The sequence below is a fragment of the Clostridioides sp. GD02377 genome (assembly GCF_045899875.1).
In the GTDB taxonomy this organism is placed as follows: domain Bacteria; phylum Bacillota; class Clostridia; order Peptostreptococcales; family Peptostreptococcaceae; genus Clostridioides; species Clostridioides difficile_A.
Genome location: NZ_JBJODA010000001.1, coordinates 213,649 through 236,183 on the forward strand (window position 1 = coordinate 213,649; position 22,535 = coordinate 236,183).

Annotated in this window: 23 protein-coding genes; 2 read left to right on the forward strand and 21 right to left on the reverse strand. The window is 28.4% G+C overall.

Features of this window, described 5'->3' with window-relative positions; genetic code table 11:
- Nucleotides 1–62: 62 nt before the first annotated feature.
- The 14 genes from mltG to Q3304_RS01065 all read right to left on the reverse strand — a co-directional run bounded on the left by mltG (nucleotide 63) and on the right by Q3304_RS01065 (nucleotide 14,126).
- The gene (gene mltG, locus Q3304_RS01000) at nucleotides 63–1,142 is read right to left on the reverse strand and encodes an endolytic transglycosylase MltG (protein WP_407813338.1); all 1,080 of its coding nucleotides are present in this window, start codon (nucleotides 1,140–1,142) and stop codon (nucleotides 63–65) included.
- Nucleotides 1,143–1,308: 166 nt separating this feature from the next.
- The gene (locus Q3304_RS01005; protein ID WP_176702470.1) at nucleotides 1,309–2,634 is read right to left on the reverse strand and encodes a pyrimidine-nucleoside phosphorylase; all 1,326 of its coding nucleotides are present in this window, start codon (nucleotides 2,632–2,634) and stop codon (nucleotides 1,309–1,311) included.
- A 186-nt stretch (nucleotides 2,635–2,820) separates the two neighbouring features.
- A complete protein-coding gene (locus Q3304_RS01010; RefSeq protein ID WP_054276259.1) occupies nucleotides 2,821–3,633 on the reverse strand; it encodes a purine-nucleoside phosphorylase in 813 nt (270 codons plus the stop codon).
- 55 nt (nucleotides 3,634–3,688) lie between these two features.
- Nucleotides 3,689–4,861: a phosphopentomutase gene (locus Q3304_RS01015; protein ID WP_407813337.1), complete on the reverse strand. Its 1,173-nt coding sequence runs from the start codon at nucleotides 4,859–4,861 to the stop codon at nucleotides 3,689–3,691.
- Nucleotides 4,862–4,902: 41 nt separating this feature from the next.
- A complete protein-coding gene (locus tag Q3304_RS01020) occupies nucleotides 4,903–5,817 on the reverse strand; it encodes a tyrosine-type recombinase/integrase (RefSeq protein WP_054269725.1) in 915 nt (304 codons plus the stop codon).
- 11 nt (nucleotides 5,818–5,828) lie between these two features.
- On the reverse strand, nucleotides 5,829–6,434 hold the full coding sequence (locus Q3304_RS01025) for a stage II sporulation protein M (protein ID WP_074178869.1): 606 nt from the start codon (nucleotides 6,432–6,434) through the stop codon (nucleotides 5,829–5,831).
- A gap of 68 nt (nucleotides 6,435–6,502) precedes the next feature.
- A complete protein-coding gene (locus tag Q3304_RS01030; RefSeq protein WP_054269723.1) occupies nucleotides 6,503–7,039 on the reverse strand; it encodes an NUDIX hydrolase in 537 nt (178 codons plus the stop codon).
- Nucleotide 7,040: 1 nt separating this feature from the next.
- Nucleotides 7,041–8,108: a DUF3866 family protein gene (locus Q3304_RS01035; protein ID WP_054269722.1), complete on the reverse strand. Its 1,068-nt coding sequence runs from the start codon at nucleotides 8,106–8,108 to the stop codon at nucleotides 7,041–7,043.
- 4 nt (nucleotides 8,109–8,112) lie between these two features.
- A complete protein-coding gene (locus Q3304_RS01040; protein ID WP_054269721.1) occupies nucleotides 8,113–8,937 on the reverse strand; it encodes a hypothetical protein in 825 nt (274 codons plus the stop codon).
- A gap of 7 nt (nucleotides 8,938–8,944) precedes the next feature.
- Nucleotides 8,945–9,637, reverse strand: a complete 693-nt coding sequence (locus Q3304_RS01045) for a glycosyltransferase family 2 protein (protein ID WP_054269720.1) — start codon at nucleotides 9,635–9,637, stop codon at nucleotides 8,945–8,947.
- 23 nt (nucleotides 9,638–9,660) lie between these two features.
- Nucleotides 9,661–10,536, reverse strand: coding sequence for a copper transporter (locus Q3304_RS01050; protein ID WP_407813336.1), 876 nt, complete (start codon nucleotides 10,534–10,536; stop codon nucleotides 9,661–9,663).
- A 17-nt stretch (nucleotides 10,537–10,553) separates the two neighbouring features.
- Nucleotides 10,554–11,675 (reverse strand): putative cytokinetic ring protein SteA, encoded by a 1,122-nt coding sequence (gene steA / locus Q3304_RS01055; protein ID WP_407813335.1) that lies wholly within the window; start codon nucleotides 11,673–11,675, stop codon nucleotides 10,554–10,556.
- Between the two features lie 424 nt (nucleotides 11,676–12,099).
- The gene (spo0A, locus tag Q3304_RS01060) at nucleotides 12,100–12,924 is read right to left on the reverse strand and encodes a sporulation transcription factor Spo0A (RefSeq protein WP_021383996.1); all 825 of its coding nucleotides are present in this window, start codon (nucleotides 12,922–12,924) and stop codon (nucleotides 12,100–12,102) included.
- A gap of 140 nt (nucleotides 12,925–13,064) precedes the next feature.
- Nucleotides 13,065–14,126, reverse strand: a complete 1,062-nt coding sequence (locus Q3304_RS01065) for a SpoIVB peptidase S55 domain-containing protein (RefSeq protein ID WP_054269717.1) — start codon at nucleotides 14,124–14,126, stop codon at nucleotides 13,065–13,067.
- Between the two features lie 160 nt (nucleotides 14,127–14,286).
- Here Q3304_RS01065 and Q3304_RS01070 point away from each other — a divergent pair, with 160 nt between their 5' ends.
- Complete coding sequence (locus tag Q3304_RS01070) at nucleotides 14,287–14,727, forward strand: N-acetyltransferase (protein WP_054269716.1); 441 nt, start codon at nucleotides 14,287–14,289, stop codon at nucleotides 14,725–14,727.
- Between the two features lie 59 nt (nucleotides 14,728–14,786).
- The gene (locus Q3304_RS01075) at nucleotides 14,787–15,278 is read left to right on the forward strand and encodes a GNAT family N-acetyltransferase (protein WP_407813334.1); all 492 of its coding nucleotides are present in this window, start codon (nucleotides 14,787–14,789) and stop codon (nucleotides 15,276–15,278) included.
- An 82-nt stretch (nucleotides 15,279–15,360) separates the two neighbouring features.
- Here Q3304_RS01075 and Q3304_RS01080 read toward each other — a convergent pair whose 3' ends face one another.
- The 7 genes from Q3304_RS01080 to xseB form a co-directional block, all read right to left on the reverse strand.
- The gene (locus tag Q3304_RS01080; RefSeq protein WP_407813333.1) at nucleotides 15,361–16,227 is read right to left on the reverse strand and encodes a hypothetical protein; all 867 of its coding nucleotides are present in this window, start codon (nucleotides 16,225–16,227) and stop codon (nucleotides 15,361–15,363) included.
- A 192-nt stretch (nucleotides 16,228–16,419) separates the two neighbouring features.
- The gene (gene recN, locus Q3304_RS01085) at nucleotides 16,420–18,099 is read right to left on the reverse strand and encodes a DNA repair protein RecN (RefSeq protein WP_054276254.1); all 1,680 of its coding nucleotides are present in this window, start codon (nucleotides 18,097–18,099) and stop codon (nucleotides 16,420–16,422) included.
- Nucleotides 18,100–18,118: 19 nt separating this feature from the next.
- The gene (locus Q3304_RS01090) at nucleotides 18,119–18,931 is read right to left on the reverse strand and encodes a TlyA family RNA methyltransferase (protein ID WP_407813332.1); all 813 of its coding nucleotides are present in this window, start codon (nucleotides 18,929–18,931) and stop codon (nucleotides 18,119–18,121) included.
- 131 nt (nucleotides 18,932–19,062) lie between these two features.
- Nucleotides 19,063–20,928, reverse strand: coding sequence for a 1-deoxy-D-xylulose-5-phosphate synthase (gene dxs, locus Q3304_RS01095; protein ID WP_407813331.1), 1,866 nt, complete (start codon nucleotides 20,926–20,928; stop codon nucleotides 19,063–19,065).
- A 33-nt stretch (nucleotides 20,929–20,961) separates the two neighbouring features.
- Nucleotides 20,962–21,399 carry a divergent PAP2 family protein gene (locus Q3304_RS01100; RefSeq protein WP_021383959.1) on the reverse strand — a complete coding sequence of 146 codons (438 nt, stop codon included), beginning with the start codon at nucleotides 21,397–21,399 and terminating at the stop codon, nucleotides 20,962–20,964.
- A gap of 29 nt (nucleotides 21,400–21,428) precedes the next feature.
- Nucleotides 21,429–22,316: a polyprenyl synthetase family protein gene (locus tag Q3304_RS01105; protein ID WP_054269710.1), complete on the reverse strand. Its 888-nt coding sequence runs from the start codon at nucleotides 22,314–22,316 to the stop codon at nucleotides 21,429–21,431.
- A gap of 2 nt (nucleotides 22,317–22,318) precedes the next feature.
- The gene (xseB, locus tag Q3304_RS01110; protein WP_003419178.1) at nucleotides 22,319–22,534 is read right to left on the reverse strand and encodes an exodeoxyribonuclease VII small subunit; all 216 of its coding nucleotides are present in this window, start codon (nucleotides 22,532–22,534) and stop codon (nucleotides 22,319–22,321) included.
- Nucleotide 22,535 lies beyond the last annotated feature (1 nt).

Sequence of the window (22,535 nt, forward strand, 5' to 3'; positions counted from 1 at the left end):
ACAATTTTCAATAAAAAAGCCCAACATTATTCTTACCCTGTTAGACTTTTTATAATCATTGTTTATTTTTTTGTATTTTCTTTATTTGTTGTTTTTGTATCTTTGTCCTGTTTATCTCTCGCTTCTTTATATTCTTTGACATATTTTAAATGGTCTTGGTAGTTTGTACTATAGTTATTCCCACCATCAATCTTAGCTACAAAATACAGATAATCAGTTTTCTCTGGATATAGTGCAGCTTCAATAGATTTTATACCAGGATTTGATATTGGTGTAGGAGGTAAACCTTTATTTTTATAACTATTATATGGTGAATCAATTTTTAAATCATCATATGTTACAATTTTCTTTCTCTCTTCAAATATATATTGTATTGTCGCATCTGATTGAAGAGGCATACCTACTTTAAGTCTATTATAAAATACACTTGCTATTATTGGTCTATCTTTATCAAGTACTGCTTCTTTCTCGATTATTGAAGCCATTTCCATTACTTCTTGAAGAGTCATCTTTGATTCTTTTTGCTTATTTTTAAGCTTGTCCGTATATTTACTATCAAATACCTTTAACATTTCACTTAAAATGTCTTTTTCTGATTGTTTTTTCGAATTAAAATAATAAGTTTCTGGATATAAGAATCCTTCTAAAGAAGTTATTCCATCCTCCTTCAAGTACACAAATTTATCATAAAATTCTTGAGGTTTTTTTATTAAATTTTCAAAAGTAGCTTTATCTCCTAAATTTTTATTCACTAACATAGCTATAACTTCTTTGGATGTAGCACCCTCTGGAACAGTAATTTTTACACCATCCTGATATATTTTACCTGAAACCAAAAGAGTTATTATATCATTATTTGAATACGATTGGTTAAGTAAATATGTTCCTGATTTTATGGATGGAGCTTTATTACTAATCTTTACCAGGAGTTTAAATAATAGTTCATTTTTTATTAATTTATTTTCATATAATATGTCAGATATTTTTCCGACAGATGCTCCACTTGGAATATCAATAATTACATCATTCTTGTTATTTTTATTATAAGGACCTATTTGCATGGATATAAACACCCCTGCTAAGATAATTAAAATAACAATTATTAATGCTGCTATTTTTAATCTATTTTCTTTAAAATTCATAATATAATCTACTCCTTATGTATATTTATCCATTTTCTATTATAAATCTAGATACTGTAATTTTCAATCATCTTGTAGAATAAACTTATTTATATATCAAAAAAATAAAAAACCTAACACTATTTTTGACATGTTAGGTCTTTTATAATCACTTTTCTAAAATTTTCTAAAACTTTTTAATTCCACACTGTGTTACGATACCATATATTAATTTATTTTTTTCTATTTTTTCATCTACAATCGAATATGAATTAACAAATCTGTCTTTTGCTAATAAAAACTTTTGTTCATCATCATAATACAAATATGCTAAAACTTCACCTTCATTTACATAATCTCCAACTTTCTTTTCTAAGACTATCCCTGCTGATAAATCCAAAATATCCGCCTTAGTCTCTCTACCTGCTCCAAGAATCATCGCTGATAAACCAACTTCTTCAGCCTTAATTTTACTTATATAACCTGATTTGTTTGATTTAACTGGATGTTTATACTTTGGTTTTTTGAATAAAGAATAATCATCTACTACATTTTTATTTCCGCCTTGATTTTCTATAAATTCTTTAAGTTTCTGTATAGCACTTCCAGATTTTATAGATTCTCTTATCTTTTCAATACCATCATCAAAATCATGTGCAACCTTTGATAAAACTAACATATATGCTCCTAATACTTCACATAGTTCAACAAGGTCTTTAGGGCCATTTCCTTTTAAAGTTTCAATTGCTTCTATAACTTCTAAAGAATTTCCTATTGCAAAACCTAAAGGTTCATCCATATCTGTTACAATCCCTATTGTATCTTTGTTCATACCAGTACCTATATCAACCATAGATTTTGCTAATTCAAAAGACTCTTCTAAAGTCTTCATAAATGCTCCATCTCCAGTTTTTACATCTAGCACAATTGCATCCGCTCCTGAGGACAATTTTTTGGACATCACACTAGATGCTATTAATGATATATTATCAACAGTTGCTGTAACATCTCTAAGTGCATATATTTTCTTATCTGCAATTGCTACCTTTGCACTTTGGCCACATACTGCTATTTTAGAGTTATTTACAGAATCAATAAACTTATTTATATCCATTTCTGTTGAAAAACCTGGTATAGACTCCAATTTATCAATAGTGCCACCAGTATGACCAAGACCTCTACCAGACATTTTTGCAACTGGTGCTCCACATGAAGCAACTAAAGGTATAAGAGCTATGGTAGTCTTATCTCCAACACCACCAGTACTATGCTTATCTACCTTTATACCCTCTATACCTGATAGATTTATAATATCACCAGAGTGCATCATTGCTTCTGTAAGATACACGGTTTCTTGTTTATTCATCTTATTTAGATAAATAGACATTAATAGTGCAGAAGCCTGATAATCGGGTATATTCCCTTTTGAATAGTTTTCTATAAAATAATGTATTTCTTCTTTACTAAGTTCTAGTTTATCTCTCTTCTTTTTTATAATATCATACATTCTCATACTTGAAATCTCCATTCTAATCTGTAATAATTTGAATAAATATTAAACTTCAAAACACTTTCAAATATTATAGTATTATAAAAAAACTGTCTTTTATTAGAAATAACTTTCTATATCAAGACAGCTTCTTATTAATTCTTTTCAAATAATACATTAACTATTTCACCATAAATCCACTCAAAATACTTATAATTTTTTTACTGTACTCTTAACTAAATTCATAAATTCTGATTTAACTTTTTGAGTAGTTTGTATTACTTCCTCATGACTTAATGGCTGATTTAAGATACCAGCAGCCATATTAGTTATACAAGATATACCAATAACACTAATATTAGAATGTGCTGCTACTATTACTTCTGGAACAGTAGACATTCCTACAGCATCAGCGCCTAATATTTGAGCCATTCTTACTTCTGCTGGTGTTTCATAGTTTGGCCCACTAAAAAACATATAAACACCTTCTTTTACATCTATATTGTATTTCTTTGCACAATCTTTAACTATATCTATATATTTAGAAGAATATGCATCTGACATATCTGGAAATCTAGCTCCAAGTCTATCATCATTTTTACCTACTAATGGATTACTTCCACTAAAGTTTATATGGTCTCTTATAATCATCAAGTCTCCTGCTTTAAACTTTTTATTTACGCCTCCAGCAGCATTAGTTACTATAAGAGTTTCGACACCTAAAGCTTTCATAACTCTTACTGGAAAAGTAGCTTCTTTTTGAGAATATCCTTCATAGTAATGAAATCTCCCCTGCATAGCAACTACTTCTTTCCCTTCAAGCTTTCCAATAACAAGTTGTCCAGCATGTCCTTCTACTGTTGACACAGGGAAATTTGGAATTTCACTATATTTAATTGTAACAGAATCTTCTATATCATTTGCCAAATCTCCAAGTCCAGAACCTAATATCAGACCAATTTTAGGTTTTATACTAATTTTGGAATTTATAAATTTGCTACTTTGCTCTATATTTTCAAACATCCAATCCCTCCATTCTATTAAGCTAAATTTTTTAATTTTTTATTTATCTCTTAATTTAGAATAATTCTTTTTTAAAACTTGAGCCATGTTTAGGTAATTTTACATCTAGTATATCTGCAACAGTTGCTCCAATATCAGCAAAAGTATCTCTTATTCCTAAATTAAATCCTTTTTTAACCTTATTCCCATAAATCATAACTGGTATATATTCTCTTGTATGGTCTGTACCTTTATATGTTGGGTCATTTCCATGGTCTGCATTGATTATAAGAACGTCGTCTTCTCTCATATTATCCATTATTTCTGGAAGTCTACTGTCAAACTCTTCAAGGGCCTTCTTATATCCTTCTGGGTCTCTTCTATGACCATATTTAGAATCAAAATCGACAAGATTTGAATATATCAGACCTTTATTTTCTTGCTTCATATAATTTAAAGTTTCATCTACTCCATCCATATTACTCTTAGTATGGATAGAATCTGTAATCCCTTTTCCATTAAAAATATCTTCTATTTTTCCAACTGCCAAAACGTCAAGCCCTAACTCTTTTATATTATCAAGAACTGTTGGTTCAAATGGGTCTAATGAATAGTCTCTTCTGTTTGAAGTTCTAACAAATTCACCTGTTTTCTTCCCTATAAATGGTCTAGCAATTACTCTAGCAACTGCATTATCTCCCATCATTATCTCCCTAGCTATTTTACACATATTGTAAAGTTCTTCTAGTGGGATTATCTCTTCATTAGCAGCTATTTGAAATACACTATCAGCTGAAGTGTATACTATTACATCTCCAGTTTTTATTTGGTGTTCTCCATATTCATCAATTATTACAGTTCCTGAAGCTGGTTTATTTCCTATTACTTTTCTTCCAGTTTTTTGCTCAAATTCTTCTATTATTTCTTTTGAAAATCCATGTTCAAATGTTTTAAAAGGTTTGTCAACTATTATACCAGTCATTTCCCAATGACCAGTGGTAGTATCTTTTCCTTGAGACATTTCCTTGCATTTTCCAAAACAACCTATTGGCTCTTTTATACTTTCAAAAAAATCTACACCATCTATATTTCCTATGCCTAATTTTCTCATATTAGGAATTTGTATATCTGGATATTCTTTAAATATATTTCCAAGAGTACTTACATCCTTACTGTCACCAAATTTTTCGGCATCAGGCAACGCTCCTATCCCAACACTGTCAATTACAATCCAAATCACTCTGCTCATATAAATACGCTCCTTTTAAATTATAAAATTTGCTATACAGTCTATTTAGCCTCTGCTTTTTGTAATTCTATATCAATATCATTTCTAGGATGTTTTTCCTTTATTTCTCTTCTCACGTTTTTATCTATATGATTTAAATATACTTGAAGGCTAGATAGATTAACGTTTCCTAAAATTTTACTTACAACAGCAATGTTAGCCCCTTCATTTAACAAATGAATTGCAAATGAATGTCTAAGCATTGTAGGATTTATATTTTTATCTATATTAGCTAAATTAGAATATTTTTTTATGACTTTCCAAAGACCTTGTCGTGTAAACCTTTGACCTAATGAACTTACAAATAATGAATTTTCACCTTCTACAGCCATTTTAGGTCTTGCTTCTTTTAAATACTTCTCCAAATAAAGTTTTGTGATATCACAAAGTGGTATCACCCTTTGACTTTTACAACATGAATTACAATATATATAGTCAATATCCAAATCAACATCTTCTATGTTCATATCTACTAATTCAGACACCTTTATACCAGTCCCATATAACACTTCAAAAATAGCCTTGTCCCTAACCAACTTAGGTGTTGTTAACTTTGGAAACTTCAATAATCTTTCAATTTCTTCTTCTGTAAGTATATTTATATTTTCTTTTTTTATTTTAGGTTTTTTTATGTCCTTTGCAGGATTATTTGTGCATACATGATTTAAAAATAAGTAATCGTGAAAAGATTTTATAGAGGATATCATCCTCGCTATTGTAGCTATTGACACATTATCTTTTTCCAACTTTATTAAATAACTTATAATATCATTTTCAACTATATCTACTAGTTTAATACTTTTTTGATTTATATATTCCATATATTTTTTTATATCCATAAAGTATGATGCCACTGTATTCTCTGATAATCTTTTTTTATCTTTTATGTAATCTATATATCCCTCTATAATATCCATTATAAACTCCTTTATTTAACTAGGAACTTAATAATACCAATACTTGCAGTATTTAATATTAATTGCAACCCCAATGATAGTGCTATTATAATTATAATATTTAGTATATACCTCTTAATTAAAAATTGCATATTTTTTCTGTTGTTCTTTTTAAATTCATAAACCATCTCTTTGAAATAGCTTATACTAATTAATGTTAATATGATTGCACATGGAATAATAATCAAATTTTTAAATAATATTATTAAAATCATTTTTACGCTTTTAAACTTTAATGCTAATATAAAACTATTTATTGTATATCCTATGGACATACCTTTTAATACAAAAACTACTATTACAGCTGGAATCGTTACTACAAATAGACTTAACAGAGCTATTGAGCCCATAAAAATTCCATCTGACTTCAAATTTTGTATAACTGTCTCTTTTATGTTTAGATTTAAATTATAATACTCTACAGCAGGATTTATATTGTTTAATATATTGTCACTAGAACCTGGCAAGATTTTATTTATGTAAGACCCAATAACAATAGACATCATAAACAATAATCCTATAATAATTATTTGTCTATTCAATTCTCTAAAATCATTTCTTCTATATGTTCTTCTCAATTTTATTCCCCCTTGTCCTTTATAAAATAATATGCTTTAGGACAAAGGGTTATTCATTTTTATAAATATTAATTTTTAAACATATCTTTTACTAATAATAATCCAATAGAAGTCTTTGCATCTTCAATCTCATTTTTTAATACCATATTATATGCCTCTTCAAGCTCAACTTCATATACATCTAAAAACTCATCTGCATCTAAATTATTCTCTCCTGGAGTAAGCCCTGTTGCTAAATATACAAACATTATCTCATTGGAAAAACCTGCTGAAGTGAAAAATTTATGTATTAATTTAATATTTTTTGCACTATACCCAGTTTCTTCTTTTAGTTCTCTCTCAGCACATTCTTTTGGACTTTCATTTTTTTCTAACTTACCAGCTGGAATTTCGAAAATTGGCTTTTCTATAGGCTTTCTAAATTGTTTAACTAGTACAATCTTGTTATCATCTGTAACTGCAACTATTCCTACTGCTCCACCAACTTCTACTAACTCCCTTTTTTGATATCCTTGCCCTGGAATTTCAACAGTATCGACCTTTAAAGTAATTACTTTACCTGTATAAACCCTATCACTACTAATAGTTTTTTCTTCTAATACCATCTTAAACCTCCATTAAGTAATATGCTGCTGTGCTTGCAGCTTTAAAAAATGCCTCATCTTGTTCGTAATTTCTTCCCATACTTTTTACTTTTAGATTAAAATATTCTAAGTCCTCTTTTGTTTTATTATTATCTATATAAATTATATTATGCTTTTTATCTAAACCATTTGAGCTTACCTGTTCTTTTATAAACTTTAATTTTTCATCATCATATATAGTTATTGGTATATCTATATTTACATTTACAATCTCTTTAAATACGGTCATACTATGATGTGAAATACCTTGATGTCTTTCTCTTTTATCCGCAAAACTAATTCTTGGAATTGCTATTGCTCTTCCACCAAGTTTTTTTACAGCATCGAGAATTGGACCTTGTTCAATTCCTGTAAATCCATATTTTGTTCCTGTTCCAGCAATTCCTGGTCCCATACTTACAAATACTGCATCTGCCTTTAATATTTCTTTAGCTGTAATTAGTGCAGTATATATATTTATACATTCATAATCTCCACCAAATGCATTACCTATCGTTATAGTATTGTCTATTAATTTTTTTTCTTTTAAAGTGTCCACGTTTTTACTTAAATATATTGGAAGAGATGCCCCATCAGTCATTATATATACTAATTTTTTATTGGGATTACTTCTTTTAAATGAAGCTGCAAATGGAGTCAACATACTGTGAAGAGTTCCTACTACAACAGAAAGACCTTCTAATCCTTTAAACTTTCCAAATTCATCATGATAAATACTTTCTTGTTCTTCAATAGAATCAACTTTTATTTGGAGAGGTGTATATCTAAGTTTCATTATATGACCACCTTCAGTTAAAGTAGATTCTAAATTATTTAAATTAGTTATTACAAAATGATATCCACCTGTACCTAAGCTCAGTTCTACTGCTGTTGTATTTAAAACTACTTCATCTCCTACATTTATAGTTCCAGATAGCTTTGGATAATTGTATGCCCTTTGCACTTCCCCATTTATATTCACTCTTATATCATCAAGCGTTTCAGTTTGGCTTACTATTGATTCAACAATCCCCACTCTTTTACTTATCATAATGTTACCTTCCTAATTTATCTATAAAATTTAATAATTTATTTTTTTCTATTATCTTAGTTAATGAGTATTTCTCAGTGAATATATGCATAATAACTACAAATATTAACCATCCCAATCTAACATTAAATGAATATCCAAAAGCAATCATAATTCCAATAGATATTCCAAGAACATTTGAACCAGTATCTCCCATCATTGCTCTTGCTTTTAAATCATAATTAAAATACGCAAGCACATTTGGCACTATAAGTAATGGAAGCACTTGAACAAAACCTGTTAATGTCAAAAATATAATCACCATTATAAATAAATATACTTTTATTGCTCTTCCTGGTCTTAAATCCAAGAGATTCATTAAGTTGGTTGATAAAGCTATTATCAGTGTGTTTATTATTATGTCAATTATATCTTTTGATATAGCAACAGAAACTATAAGTCCTACAAATCCGCCAAATAATGCTTTAAAACCTCCTGTTGTAAGACTTCCTTTAAATAAACTTTTAAAATGTCCTTTTAATCCACTTACATCTCTATTTCCAATAATATCATCTAATATCCCTGCAAAGAACATCGATATCATACCAAACATAAACATAAATATATATGTTAAATCCCTATATTCTGTAGTAAAGAAAGTAAGTATTATCCCATTAATTACAACCATAGGCAAAAAAACAATTCCCATACTTACTGGTATCATATCTTTTTTATAGTTTGGTCTAAGTATATTTCCATTTATTAATAGATTTTTAAATAGTGGTATTACAGCATAGGTTCCAAATAATCCTGTTAATAATAAAATGGTATAAAGTATATAATCTTCCACTAAGATATTACCTCCATTCTTTCTTTTTTTGTCCTAAAACCTTTTTTATATGATAATACTGTTTTCCTCTATGAATAAACCCTTTTAAATTTCTTCCTGTTTCATTATGAGTCATATTTACTAATACTTCTTTAATTTTAAATCCATACTTTAAGATATCAATAGTCATACCAACTTCTACTCCATATCCAAAAGGTATTTCATCAAACTTTTCTAAAACTTCTCTTTTAAATATTCTTTGACCTGATAAAGTCGCATCTAACTCAACACCTGTCATCTCAAACACAGAATTTTTAGCTAAACCTTTTACAAATCCCAGACCGCCTTTTTTCTTTGCAGGAGGAAACTTAGCTATAGTAACATCAGCATCACCATTTAATATAGGTACTATTAATTTTTCAACTTCTTTAGCAGAACTTCCTAAATCTCCATCTAGAAATCCTATAATATCTGCATTTTTCATTGCTAACTTAATGCCATAATTTAAAGCATATCCTTTGCCTCTATTTTTATCTAACTTAAAAAATTTAATCTTTTCATTCTCTAATTCAGATACAACTTTAGCAGTATTATCAATTGAACCATCATCAACAACTATTATCTCATTTATTTGTTTAATATCCACTATACTATCTAATGTATATTTTATTCTACTTTCTTCGTTATAAGCTGGTATTATTATACTTATATAAGAATCCATTTTTTCTCTCCTTAAAATTATTTCTATTTAATAGATGGCAACAATGAAGTTGCAGTATCTAATCTACCAAAGTTACCAACTATGTTTCCTTGTTGTAAAAGAATAGCTAGAGATATACTTCCTATTCCTTCATCAATATTATCTACAGTTGCAACCTTGTTTTTAGAATATAGTTCTACATAAGAAGTTTTAACTCCTGTATTTTGAACTTCTACTAAATATTTATTTTCTGATTTAAGTTTTGAAACTACAAATTTTTCTATTTTTTCAAACTGTTTTGCACTATCTTTTGCATCATTTCCACCAGCTATTACAACAGAATCATATTTTAGATATGTATTACCAAGAGAGTTAAACTTTATTACATCTAGTTCTTGAAGATATGTCAGAATATCACTTGCATCTTCTTTTTTAAGGGTATCCATTATATAATTGACAGCATCACTTGCATTTTTTATATCTGTACCTAATTTAGTTGAGATTTCTTTTAACTTTTCTGGATTTGTTATATTTTCTTTTAATACTATATTGAAGGCAATATTTCCATTAGATTTATTTATTATGTCTTCTATATTTTTTGTATAATCGTCATTTTCATTAGCTGATATTATTCCTATGCTTTTACCATTTAATGAACCAGCTAAAATCTTATCTACATTTTTATTTATAAAATTAACTGCTTCTTCATAATCCTTATTTACATTTGCTAAGTCACCATCAAGTTTATCATTTTTCTCTTTTAAAATATTAAACTTGTCATCTAAATCATTTATTATATTTGCTTGTTGTTCACTTAATTGTTGATTATTATTTAAATTAAATCCTACTAACATGCCTATACCCAAAGCTATAAATATAGCACCTATAGTGACTATATAATATTTCATATTAATATGCATATTTATCCTCCTAAAATTTACATCTGTAATAATACTCTAAACTTTAATTGCATTAGTTGTATAAATTGTTGAACGCCTGGTGATAGTGATGCGACTACCAATACAGGGAACAAAGCTGTTGCTATTAATGCCCATATGTACTTTATTTTTAATTTACTTCTGTATAACAGATTGACACCTTTAGCGTCTATAAGTCTTGAACCTATTTTAAGCCTAACTAGAAAAGTACTTGCCATACCTTTTCTACCTTTTTCTAGGAAATCAATCATATTTGAATGTGTTCCAACTGCTACTATTAACTCTGCCTTATACTCATAAGCAATAAGCATAGCTATATCTTCACTAGTTCCTGGTGCAGGAAATACAATTGCATCTAGGCCTAATTCCTGAACCCTCTTAAGACCTGGAGCCCTTCCATCTGTATAAGCATGTACTACTATTTCGCTAGCCTTTTTTAAAGCTTCATCACTTACACTATCCATATCTCCTACGATTACATCTGGAGTATATCCAAACTCAATTAAAGCATCTGCTCCACCATCAACACCAACCAAGACTGGCTTTACCTCTTCTATATAAGAAAGCATTGTACTCAAATCTTCTTTATAGTCCTGACCTCTTACAACTATCAATACATGTTTATTAGCGTAATTAGTTTTCACTTTTGGAATTTCTACTTCTCCAAGTATAAATCCTTTTTCTTTTTTAGCATAATCTATAGTATTATCTATAAATCTATCCAATTCTACAGCTAAATTCTCATAAGCAGCCTTTATTTGGTGTGAAACTTCATACTTGTCTAAAACTTCGCCTGCACCTAAAAATTTTCCTTTTCTATATATCTTTCCATCTACAACTTCTATAGTTTCTCCTTCTTTTAATTCTTCAAATAATTCTTCTCCAATATTATCAATTATTAGTATATTATTTTCAGTTAATATCCCTGGACCTTTATTGGGATACCTACCACTTATAGAAGGAGACGCATTTATGACAAGTTTTATTTTAGCTTCTACTAAAGAGTTTGCAGCAACTTCATCTATATCGATATGATTTATAACTGCTATTTCCCCACTTTCAACTCTTTTAGCAAGTTTTTTGGTTTTTCGATCTACTTTTATAGGGGCCTCGACTCTCATTTTTAAACCTCCACTATCATTATTAAAATCACATTATATTATAGCATTACTTAACAATAAAATAAATGTTTTAAGTTTGTTTTGCATCTTTGGCATTTATAATACTATATTCTATTATTTTTTTATTTAACACATTCAACAATATTCTTTAAAATATAAAGTTTATTATATTTTATTCAACATTCATTCTTAAAAAATAAACTCCTTCCATTTTGTAACTTATAAAGACATATACTATAAGCATAGTATAAATAAATTTATTATATTAATATATTGAACGAATAGTAAAGAAAAAATAAAGAAAAAATTTTATACTTATTAAAATAGCGAAACAGTATAACCCTACTGGTTATACCATTTCGCTACTTGTAATACATATTTATCGCCAATGCCTTAATTAAAAAGCCCTACTTTTTGTGTCTATTTATTTAACCATACTATGCTCTAGTCTTAATTTATCAGCAATCATTGCTATAAATTCCGAGTTAGTTGGTTTTCCTTTAGTATTGTGTACTGTATATCCAAATAGTTGATTTATTGTGTCAACTTTTCCTCTACTCCACGCAACCTCTATCGCATGTCTTATCGCTCTCTCAACTCTACTTGGTGTTGTATTGAATTTTTTAGCTATACTTGGATATAACTCTTTTGTTACTGCACCTAAAAGCTCAACATTATCAATAACCATTTTTATTGCTTCTCTTAAATATAAATATCCTTTTATATGAGCTGGTACTCCTATTTCATGTATTATATTTGTGATTTCTGTTTCTATATTCCCTACATTCTTAACGAAATCACTTCTAGTCATTTGAGTTTCTTGAACTGGTCTAGGCTTTGGCTCAACTTGAGCAACTCTATTAGAAACCAATTCTCTAATTCTGTTTATAAACACAACAAAATCAAACGGCTTTACTATGTAGTAATCTGCTCCTAGATTTATTGCGCTTTGAGTTATCTTATCTTGACCTACTGCTGATAGTACTATTATTTTTGGCATTTTAGGTATATCCATTGTATTCAATTTTTCAATTACACCTAATCCATCTAGATGTGGCATTATTACGTCTAATATTAATAAGTCCGGTTGTGTCTTTTTTACTAAGTCTAATGCTTCAATTCCATCCTTAGCTATGCCTAATATATCGATATCATCCTCATTAGACAAATACTCTTTTAATACCTGACAAAAATCCTTATTGTCATCTGCTAAAACTATTTTGATTTTTTCCACTAAAAATCCCCCCATTAAAAAACATCTTCTTATTACAGAAAACTAAACTTTTTACACAATTGCTCTTAATTATCTACTCTAATGCATATTCGACACTTCAAAATTATATTCCTTCTAGATAATTGATAAAATAATAAAATTTTTTAATGCCTCACCTACAATTTTATCATTTCATCTATAAAAATACCATATCCTTTTTTCGGATTATCTCTAAAAACATGAGTTATTGCACCAATAATTTTATTATTTTGTATTATTGGAGCTCCACTCATCCCCTGCACAATACCTCCTGTGTATTCCAATAACTTATCATCTACTACTTTTATTACCATATCTCTATAATTTCCTTTATCATATACTATACTTTCTATTTTTATATCATAGCTTGTTATATTTTTATTTTTATCTTCAAAAAGAATGACTGCATCTCCTATTTTTACATCTTGTGGGCGGCCAACTTCTATCAATTGCATTTCTTTATTCGCTAAATTAAATTCTTTATTCTGTTTCTCTGTGATATTACCACTTATACCTAACTCTGAGTTATTCGAGAAATTACCCATTAAATTGCTATCATTAAAGTCGCCTTTTATTTTACCTATTTTTTCATTACTAGCCTTTACTATTTTTAGCTTTTCTGGCTTATATATATATCCTTGTTTTATTTTTAATAGTTCATTAGTATCCGAATCTTTTATGGCATGACCAATTGCTTTGAACTTTTCCATGCTAGGGTCATAAAAAGTCATAGTTCCAATTCCAGATATCTTATCTCTTACCCAAAGACCAAGCTTATATTTACCATTCTCTTTTTTAGTTTCTATTACTTCTGTCTTGTATTTATTTTTTCTCTCAAAAGTAACTTCAACTTTACTTTTCTTAGCTTTATTTAGAATTTCTGATACATCTTGACCATTTTTTATCCTTTTATTATCTATTTTTACTATATTGTCACCAATTTGTATGCCTCCAATATAATCTACATCTTCTTCCTCATATCCTAAGACCAATACACCATCTGTATTGGCTTTTACTCCAACTATGTTGCCAAGTGGATATACAAATTTTTTATCATGATTCTTAATTGTAAAAGCTTCTATTGGAGTCTCTTTATTTATATTACAATTCTTATTTTGAAAGATTATAACCATCATAAAAATCGATACAGCTCCTAATATTATCCAAATATTTTTTAAATTTTTATTTGATTTGTTCATATGTTCATCTACTCCTATGCTGTATTATTATGTATTTATAATTCCTTTTTCCAGAAAATTTATTCATTTAAAAACCTTATTAAACATCTTACTAAGTGATTTTTAATATATAATATGATAGTATTATATTGTAAGAAAAAGTTTGAAGGGCGGTAATATCTTGAAATTAAATGTAAGAATTGCAGACGTAAATAATTGGCGTGATTTAGTTGATTTGTCTGTAGATAAAAGTCAATTAGATTATATAGAAAGTAATGCACTTTCTATTGCTGAATCTAAATTTATAACAGCTTGGATACCTGTAGGAATATATGATGAAAATTCATTAATAGGATTCGCTATGTATGGTCGCTTAGAAGATGATAGAGTTTGGCTTGATAGATTTATGATTGATTCAAAATATCAAGGCAAAGGATATGGAAAAGCATCCTTAGATTTTCTTATAAACCTTCTTAAAAAAGAATATAATTGTGACGAATTGTATCTTAGTATATTTGATAACAACAAAACAGCTATCAAGCTTTATAAAGATTTTGGATTTGAGTTTAATGGAGAGCTTGACTATGGCGGTGAAAAAGTAATGGTATTAAAATCTAATTGATATTAACAAAATATACATCTATCAAGGAGGTGAAATCATTATATAAACATATTTATATAATGATGGATAAAATGGCTCAAAATATAAGTTTAAAATTTGTTGAAGAAGAAGACTTGGAAAATCTTGAAAATGTAAAAATTTTATTTACTGAATATTCAAATTCTCTAGATATAGACTTATGTTTTCAAGACTTTAATAACGAATTAAAAACACTTCCAGGAAAATATATAAAACCTTCAGGTTCATTGATATTAGTATTTGTCGATGAAAATTTAGCAGGTTGTGTTGCTTTAAAAAAGCTTGAAGACAAAGTATGTGAATTAAAAAGATTATTTGTAAGAAATCAATTTAGAGGACTAAAGATAGGAAAAATACTATTAGAAGAAATTGTTAAAGAAGCTAAAAAAATTGGATATGCCTATATGAGATTAGACACTCTTCCAAGCATGAAAAGTGCTCAAAGACTATACGAAAAGCTTGGTTTCTATGATATAGAACCGTATACTTATAATCCAATTGAAGGCGCTAGATATATGGAATTAAAATTATAATTTTATTTAATAGAGTATAAATAAAACTACTGCAATTTTATTTATACTCTATTTTATTGACCAAATTTATTTGTATATGTATTTATTTTTCCAAATCTTGTAAACTCATAGTTATATCTTCAGTTATATCCTTTATGTACTCTACTCCATTATTGTATGTAAGTTTGGCTTTAATATAGACTATACTACCAATATCCCTTTTAGGGAAAGTTGCTTCATAATTTACTTGACTTTCATTTGGACTATTATCTTTATCAGCATCTAATACTTTAACAGATTTTGCTTTATACACAGTATCTTTTTTCCCTTCATTTACAATAATATCTACTTTCTTCAATTTGATACTATTATAGGCTTTATTTTTTGACTTTTCACTTTCATGATTTAAGAGATTACTATTTTCTATTATTTCAATAAAATATTCTTTATTATCCCTTATTCCAGAATTAAATACAGGTTGTTCAGGCATATAATCAGATGTGGTTAGCTTTTGTACATCTGAGCTTTCAGATATGGTCCCACTTGTAACTACTTTATAGTCATATTCATTACCTGTCTTTATTTTCATCTCACAAGTATACGATAATTCTCCGTGTTTTGTCATTTCAATTTCATTCCATTTATCATTATCTTCTTTATACATAAAAAATACCTTGCCATCTTTACCCAACTTACTCAATTGAATATCTACCTCAATAGTACATTCTTCTTTTTCAAGCTTTTTAACTTTTAAATCAATACTTTTAGTTATATAGCTTTTTGACATTTCTTCATTTATCGTATTACTAATATCTGACTTGGTATTCATAATTTCTTGTGACAAATACTCTAATTTATTATTATAGTTTTCTATGTTTTTGTTAATTTCATTCATTGTCAATATCATATACCATAATAAAATAAAAATTACAATTGTAAAAATTAAGTGCATAGTATTTTTTTTATTCAATTTATGCCCCCCTCACTAATACCTTATACATAATATTATACTTAAGCATCTAAAAATTTCAAAGTTACAAATTGATATAACTTTTAAATTTTATATTTTTAATATACTCACTAAATAATTTAATCATAAAAAATAGATGTAAAGTATTCAGATAGAAAATTCTTTACACCTATTTAGAACAACCTTTCTTCACTAGCATTTTTTAGCCATTTCAATGATTTCACTTGCATGTTCGATAGTTTTCTCTGTTATATTATTACCTGCTATAAGCCTAGCAATTTCATTTTTTCTTTGAGATTGATTTAATTTACTAACATTAGTAAATGTCCTATTATTTGAAGTATCTTTCTCTATACAATAATGAGTGTCAGCATTTGCCGCAATTTGAGGTAAGTGTGTTATACATATTATTTGCTTTTTCTTTGCTATATCACTCAATTTCTCACCAACAATTTGTGCTGCTATACCACTTATACCTGTATCTATTTCATCAAACACTAATGTATCAATATCATCTATATCAGCCAAGATTGTCTTAAATGCCAACATAAACCTAGACATCTCACCACCTGATGCAACTTTATATATAGGTTTAATATCTTCCCCTAAGTTAAAAGATATCATAAATTCAATATCATCTATTCCATTTAAAGTAAATGGGCCTTCTTCAAAATTAACTTTGAACATTACATTTTTCATGTTTAAGCTTTTTAATTCATCAAGAAGTATTTTCTCTAAAGTAGTTGCTACTTCTGTTCTTGCTTTAGTCAATTTATTAGCTTTTATTTTTAAATCTTCTTCTATATTCATAAGTTGACTTTTTAACTGTTCAACTCTTTCATCTCTATTTAGTATCTCGTCTAATCTATCTTTTATCTTTTCATAATACTCAAATATATCGTCTATACTATCTCCATATTTTCTTCTTAAATTGTTAATCTCATCAATTCTAAGTTCAATCTGCTCTAATTCATAAGGCTCAAAGTCTATATTATCTTTGTAATTTCTTATATCACTAGATATATCTTGTAACTCATACATAATTCTTTCTACAGTATCACTATATTCACTCAAAACACTATCATATTTTGATATGTCATTAAGTTCTTTAGATGCAAGACCTATTAGGTCAATAACATTATACTCACCATTATGTAACTTGCTATAACTTAAATTCAAGTTATTATATATCTTTTCACTATTTCTATAAACTTCTCTTTGTTTTAATAAATCTTCATATTCATTCTTATTTAAATTTGCTACCTCAATTTCATTTATTTGAAATTTTAACAAATCTATTTCTCTTTGAATTTGCATCTCATCCTTATTTTCTGTTAAACAATTTAAAGCCTTTTTTACTTCACTATACTTGTTGTACACTTTTTTATAGGCAACTTTGAATTTTTCTAATTCATTCTCTCCAAAAAGGTCTAGAAATTTCAAATGAGTGTCTTTATTAAATAAAGCCTGATTTTGATGTTGACCATGTATATCTATAAGTGTTGATGCGATTTCTCTAAGAAGAGATACTTTAACAGTTCTTCCATTTATTCTAGCAGTGCTCTTTCCATCTGAATATATCAATCTAGTTATGACTAACAAATTATCATCTTCTATACTTATATCATTTTCGTCTAGTATTTTTTTTAGATATATATTATCTGATAAAAATACGGCTTCAACAAGTCCCTTGTCTGTTCCTTTTCTTAGAAAAGACCTATCATATTTATCACCTAGACAAAGTCCAAGCGCATCTATTATTATAGATTTTCCTGAACCAGTTTCACCTGTAAGTATATTTAAATTTTTATCAATACTCAACCTTAGCTCTTCAACTAAAGCACAATTTTTCATATATAATTCGAGGATCAAGTCTAAGCCCCCTTTTAGCCTATTTGTCTAAATTATGTGAAGCCTCAACGACTTCCACTATTTTATTATCGTATGTGTTACTATCAAACTCATAACCTTCATTTCCATTTCTCAGATGAATTAGATACTCTATATTTCCTTCTGGCCCTTTAATTGGAGAAAAGTCTAATCCTAAAATTTCAAATCCATTTCCAACAGAAAAGTCAGAAATCATTTTTATGACTTCTATATGTGTAGATTTTTCTCTAACTACACCTTTTTTACCTACTTTTTCTCTTCCTGCCTCAAATTGTGGTTTAATTAAAGCGACAATTTCTCCGTCATGACGTACTAACTCCTTAGCTTTTGGAAGTACTAGTTTTAATGATATAAAAGACACATCAATTGATGCGAAATCCGCAAACTGCTTTGTATCTTCTATTGTCACATTTCTTATATTTGTTCTCTCCATACACACAACTCTATCATCTTGTCTTAATTTCCAAGCAAGTTGCCCATAACCAACATCTATAGAAAATACTTTTATTGCTCCATTTTTTAACATACAATCTGTAAAACCACCTGTAGATGCACCTATATCCATACATACTTTTCCATCAATAGTTAAATCAAAGTTTTTCATAGCTTTTTCAAGCTTTAAACCACCTCTACTAACGTATGGTATTGGATTTCCTTTTACTTGTATATTACAGTCCTCTTTTACTTCTGTACCAGCCTTATCACATCTTTGATTATCAACAAAAACTAGACCAGCCATTATTGCTTTTTTAGCTCTTTCTCTACTTTCAAAATGACCTTGTTCTACTAACAATAAATCTATTCTCTTTTTCATAAAATTACCTTTCTGTTAAAAGCTACTTTAATAATAACTAAAGTAGCTTAAAGTAACACACCTGATATTTATTTAATTGATAAATTTTATATTTTATATCAGTCTTAATTTATAATATTTTCATTAATTTTTTATTTAATAACTAACTTTTTTATTTTATCAGCAATACCTTTTGGTGATAGTCCTACAAAATCATATAATTCATCTGCATTACCATGTTTTATAAATTCTTCTGGTATTGCTATATTGAGTATATTTACCTTATGCTCATTATCTATAATAAACTTGTTTATTCTACTTCCAAACCCTCCAGTTACAATGTTATCTTCTATTGTAACTACATTTTTGTGATTCTTTAATAAAATATTCAACATATCTTCATCCATTGGCTTTAAGAATCTAGCATTAACTATTGTTGGATTTATTCCTTCCTTCAACAATAGTTCTTTAGCTTCTAAAGCATGTTTCACCATACTTCCAATAGAAAGTATAACTGTATCTTGTCCATCATCTAATACTTCATACTTTCCTAATACAAGTTCTTTATATTCTCCCTTGTCCAAGTAATAGCTATTTCCTCTTGGATATCTAATTGCTGATGGATAGTCTAGCTTTAATGATAAATCCATCATAAGTTCCATCTCTCTTGTATCTTTTGGTGCCATTACTACAATATTTGGAATAGAATTCAAGTAACTTAAATCAAACATACCATGATGAGTTTCTCCATCATTTCCAACTAGTCCAGCTCTATCTATAAGAAAAGTAACTGGCTTTTTAGTTATACATACATCATGAATAATTTGGTCGTATGCTCTTTGCAAAAACGATGAATATACAGCAAAGTAAGGTTTCATCCCACTTTTTGCAAGACCTGCTGCAAACCCTGTTGCGTGTTGTTCAGCTATACCAACATCATAATATCTTTTTGGGTATGCTCTTTCAAATAAATTTAACCCAGTACCAGATGGCATTGCAGCCGTTATTGCTACTATATCTTCATTATTACTAGCCATATCAACCAGTTTTTCTCCAACACTAACTGACATAGACTTAACTTTTGAAGATGTTACTCCTGTCTTTATATCAAACTTTGATACTCCATGATATTTATCAGGTTGCTCCTCTGCAAATCTGTACCCTTTTCCTTTTTTCGTAATTACATGTAAAAGTACAGGCCCTTTTTTATGTTTAGCCTTTCTCAATGTATCTATTAATTCTTTAGTATTATGACCATCTATAGGACCATAATATTTTATACCTAATGAATCAAAAAATGAACAATCTTGAGGCGAAAAGCTATACATTAACTTATCTTTAAATCTATGTGCAGTCTTAGATAAAATCTCACCTGTTTGTGTAACATTTAAAATTTTATCAACTTCATCTGTCATTTTTTCAACTGTTGAGTTTCTTATAATACTTGACAGATATTTAGACATTCCACCAACATTTTTATCTATGGACATTTCATTATCATTAAGAATTACTATCATATTGGTATTGATATATCCTAATTGATTTAAAGCTTCAAGTGCCATACCTCCAGTTATAGAACCATCTCCAATTACAGATATAACACTATAGTTTTCTTTTTTTATGTCTCTAGCACAGGCAATACCTGTAGCTACAGAAATAGATGTACTACTATGTCCTGTGTCAAAAATATCATGAGGACTTTCACTCTCCTTTGGAAAACCACTTAGTCCATTAAATTGTCTTAAAGATACAAAATAATCTTTTCTTCCAGTAACTATTTTATGAACATAAGATTGATGTCCTACATCCCATACGATTTTATCTTTAGGACTGTCAAACACTTTATGAAGTGCTAATGTTAGCTCAACTACTCCTAAATTAGAAGCTAAGTGCCCGCCTGTCTTAGAAACAGATTTTACTAAAAATTTTCTTATATCTTTTGCAAGTAAATCCATTTCTTCTATGCTCATATTTTTTATATCCTTTGGAGAATTTACTTTATCTAAATATTTATACATATTATCCTCACCTTTATTTTGTAAATTTTAAATTTACATCAATATTAAAGCTGTTACTATTCCAAGTAAAGCTCCAAACCAAACTTCTAGTGGTGTGTGACCTATTAATTCTTTTAATTTCTTCTGCTCTATATGCTTTCCATGCTGTATATCCGCTACTATTTGATTTAATATGATAGCTTGCTTACCTACAGCCCGTCTAACACCTGCTGCGTCATACATTATAATCAGGGCAAGCACAGTAATTATAGCAAAATCAGTAGAATTAAACCCTTTTTCAATACCTACCACTGTAGCTAAACTTGTAACAAAAGAACTATGGGAACTAGGCATACCTCCTGAAATAAGTATTCTTGATAACTCAATTCTTTTTTCCTTGCCAGTAAATATTTTTATAAATTGTGCTAAGAAACAAGCAATCAGACTTATTCCCAAAGCCCCATTGTTAAAAATCTCCGAAAAAAAGTCCATTTTTCCCTCCTCGATTTTAGCTGTATATTTTAGTATTCCCTATCTATTATATATTCAGCCAATCCCTTTAAAAAATCTACATCGTCAGATAATTTTTCTATACTTTTCTTTGCTTCATCAATCAAATTATATGCAATTTCTTTAGATTTATCTAAACCTAAAAGTGATGGGTATGTTGACTTGTGATTTTCTATATCACTTCCAACTTTCTTACCTAATTTAGCTTCATCTCCCACTATATCTAGTATATCATCTACTATCTGGAATGATAATCCGATATTTTTTGCATATTTAGTTATTTCTTCCATCTGTTCTGAATTTGCTCCACCGATAGTAGCTCCTGCTCTCATACAACCCACCATCATTGCTGCAGTTTTATTCATATGTATATAATCTAATTTTTCTTTTTCAATTTGTTTATTTTCACTTTCTACATCTACTACCTGACCACCTATCATGCCATATATACCAGCACCTTTAGCAATTTCATTTATAGCTTTTAAATACTTTTCTGGATTTTCTTTATTGATTGAACCTGAAAGCATAACTTCAAAAGCATAATTCAATAAAGCATCGCCTGCCAAAATACCCATAGCTTCTCCATATACTTTATGATTTGTTGGTCTACCTCTTCTTAAGTCATCATTATCAAGAGCTGGTAAATCATCATGTATTAGTGAATATGTATGTATCATTTCAATGGCCATAGCAAAAGGAATAGCTTCTTCTTCATTACCTCCAACTACTTTACAAGCTTCTAATGTAAGTATTGGTCTTAATCTCTTGCCTCCAGCACTTAAACTGTAGTTCATAGCTTCAATAACTGTTTTTTGATACCCTTCTTCTTTAGGCATATATTCTTTAAGTACATTTTCTATAAAACTTGCTTTTTCTTTCAGACATTGTTTAAATTCCAATTTTATTCCTCCTCAATTTTAAAATCTTCTTCTATTCCTAATTGATTAAATTTACTTATTTTCAATTTAGCATCATCTAAAAGCTTATTACAATGTTTGTAAAGGCTTATACCTTCTTCATACAAGCTTAAAGATTCATCTAAGCTAGCATTTTTAGATTCTAGTTCATTTAATATACTCTCTAATCTTTTATAAGCTTCTTCATAAGTTAAATTCATA

Excerpts from the sequence above, each read along its gene's own strand:
- Q3304_RS01015 (WP_407813337.1), bottom strand. The coding sequence starts at position 4,861 with ATGAGCAGAGTGATTTGGATTGTAATTGACAGTGTTGGGATAGGAGCG.
- steA (WP_407813335.1), bottom strand. The coding sequence starts at position 11,675 with ATGAGAGTCGAGGCCCCTATAAAAGTAGATCGAAAAACCAAAAAACTT.
- Q3304_RS01005 (WP_176702470.1), bottom strand. The coding sequence starts at position 2,634 with ATGAGAATGTATGATATTATAAAAAAGAAGAGAGATAAACTAGAACTT.
- Q3304_RS01045 (WP_054269720.1), bottom strand. The coding sequence starts at position 9,637 with ATGGATTCTTATATAAGTATAATAATACCAGCTTATAACGAAGAAAGT.
- Q3304_RS01065 (WP_054269717.1), bottom strand. The coding sequence starts at position 14,126 with ATGAACAAATCAAATAAAAATTTAAAAAATATTTGGATAATATTAGGA.
- Q3304_RS01020 (WP_054269725.1), bottom strand. The coding sequence starts at position 5,817 with ATGGATATTATAGAGGGATATATAGATTACATAAAAGATAAAAAAAGA.
- Q3304_RS01050 (WP_407813336.1), bottom strand. The coding sequence starts at position 10,536 with ATGCATATTAATATGAAATATTATATAGTCACTATAGGTGCTATATTT.
- spo0A (WP_021383996.1), bottom strand. The coding sequence starts at position 12,924 with ATGGGGGGATTTTTAGTGGAAAAAATCAAAATAGTTTTAGCAGATGAC.
- Q3304_RS01075 (WP_407813334.1), top strand. The coding sequence starts at position 14,787 with ATGATGGATAAAATGGCTCAAAATATAAGTTTAAAATTTGTTGAAGAA.
- Q3304_RS01010 (WP_054276259.1), bottom strand. The coding sequence starts at position 3,633 with ATGTTTGAAAATATAGAGCAAAGTAGCAAATTTATAAATTCCAAAATT.
- xseB (WP_003419178.1), bottom strand. The coding sequence starts at position 22,534 with ATGAATTTAACTTATGAAGAAGCTTATAAAAGATTAGAGAGTATATTA.
- mltG (WP_407813338.1), bottom strand. The coding sequence starts at position 1,142 with ATGAATTTTAAAGAAAATAGATTAAAAATAGCAGCATTAATAATTGTT.
- Q3304_RS01090 (WP_407813332.1), bottom strand. The coding sequence starts at position 18,931 with ATGAAAAAGAGAATAGATTTATTGTTAGTAGAACAAGGTCATTTTGAA.
- Q3304_RS01030 (WP_054269723.1), bottom strand. The coding sequence starts at position 7,039 with ATGGTATTAGAAGAAAAAACTATTAGTAGTGATAGGGTTTATACAGGT.
- Q3304_RS01035 (WP_054269722.1), bottom strand. The coding sequence starts at position 8,108 with ATGATAAGTAAAAGAGTGGGGATTGTTGAATCAATAGTAAGCCAAACT.
- Q3304_RS01100 (WP_021383959.1), bottom strand. The coding sequence starts at position 21,399 with ATGGACTTTTTTTCGGAGATTTTTAACAATGGGGCTTTGGGAATAAGT.
- dxs (WP_407813331.1), bottom strand. The coding sequence starts at position 20,928 with ATGTATAAATATTTAGATAAAGTAAATTCTCCAAAGGATATAAAAAAT.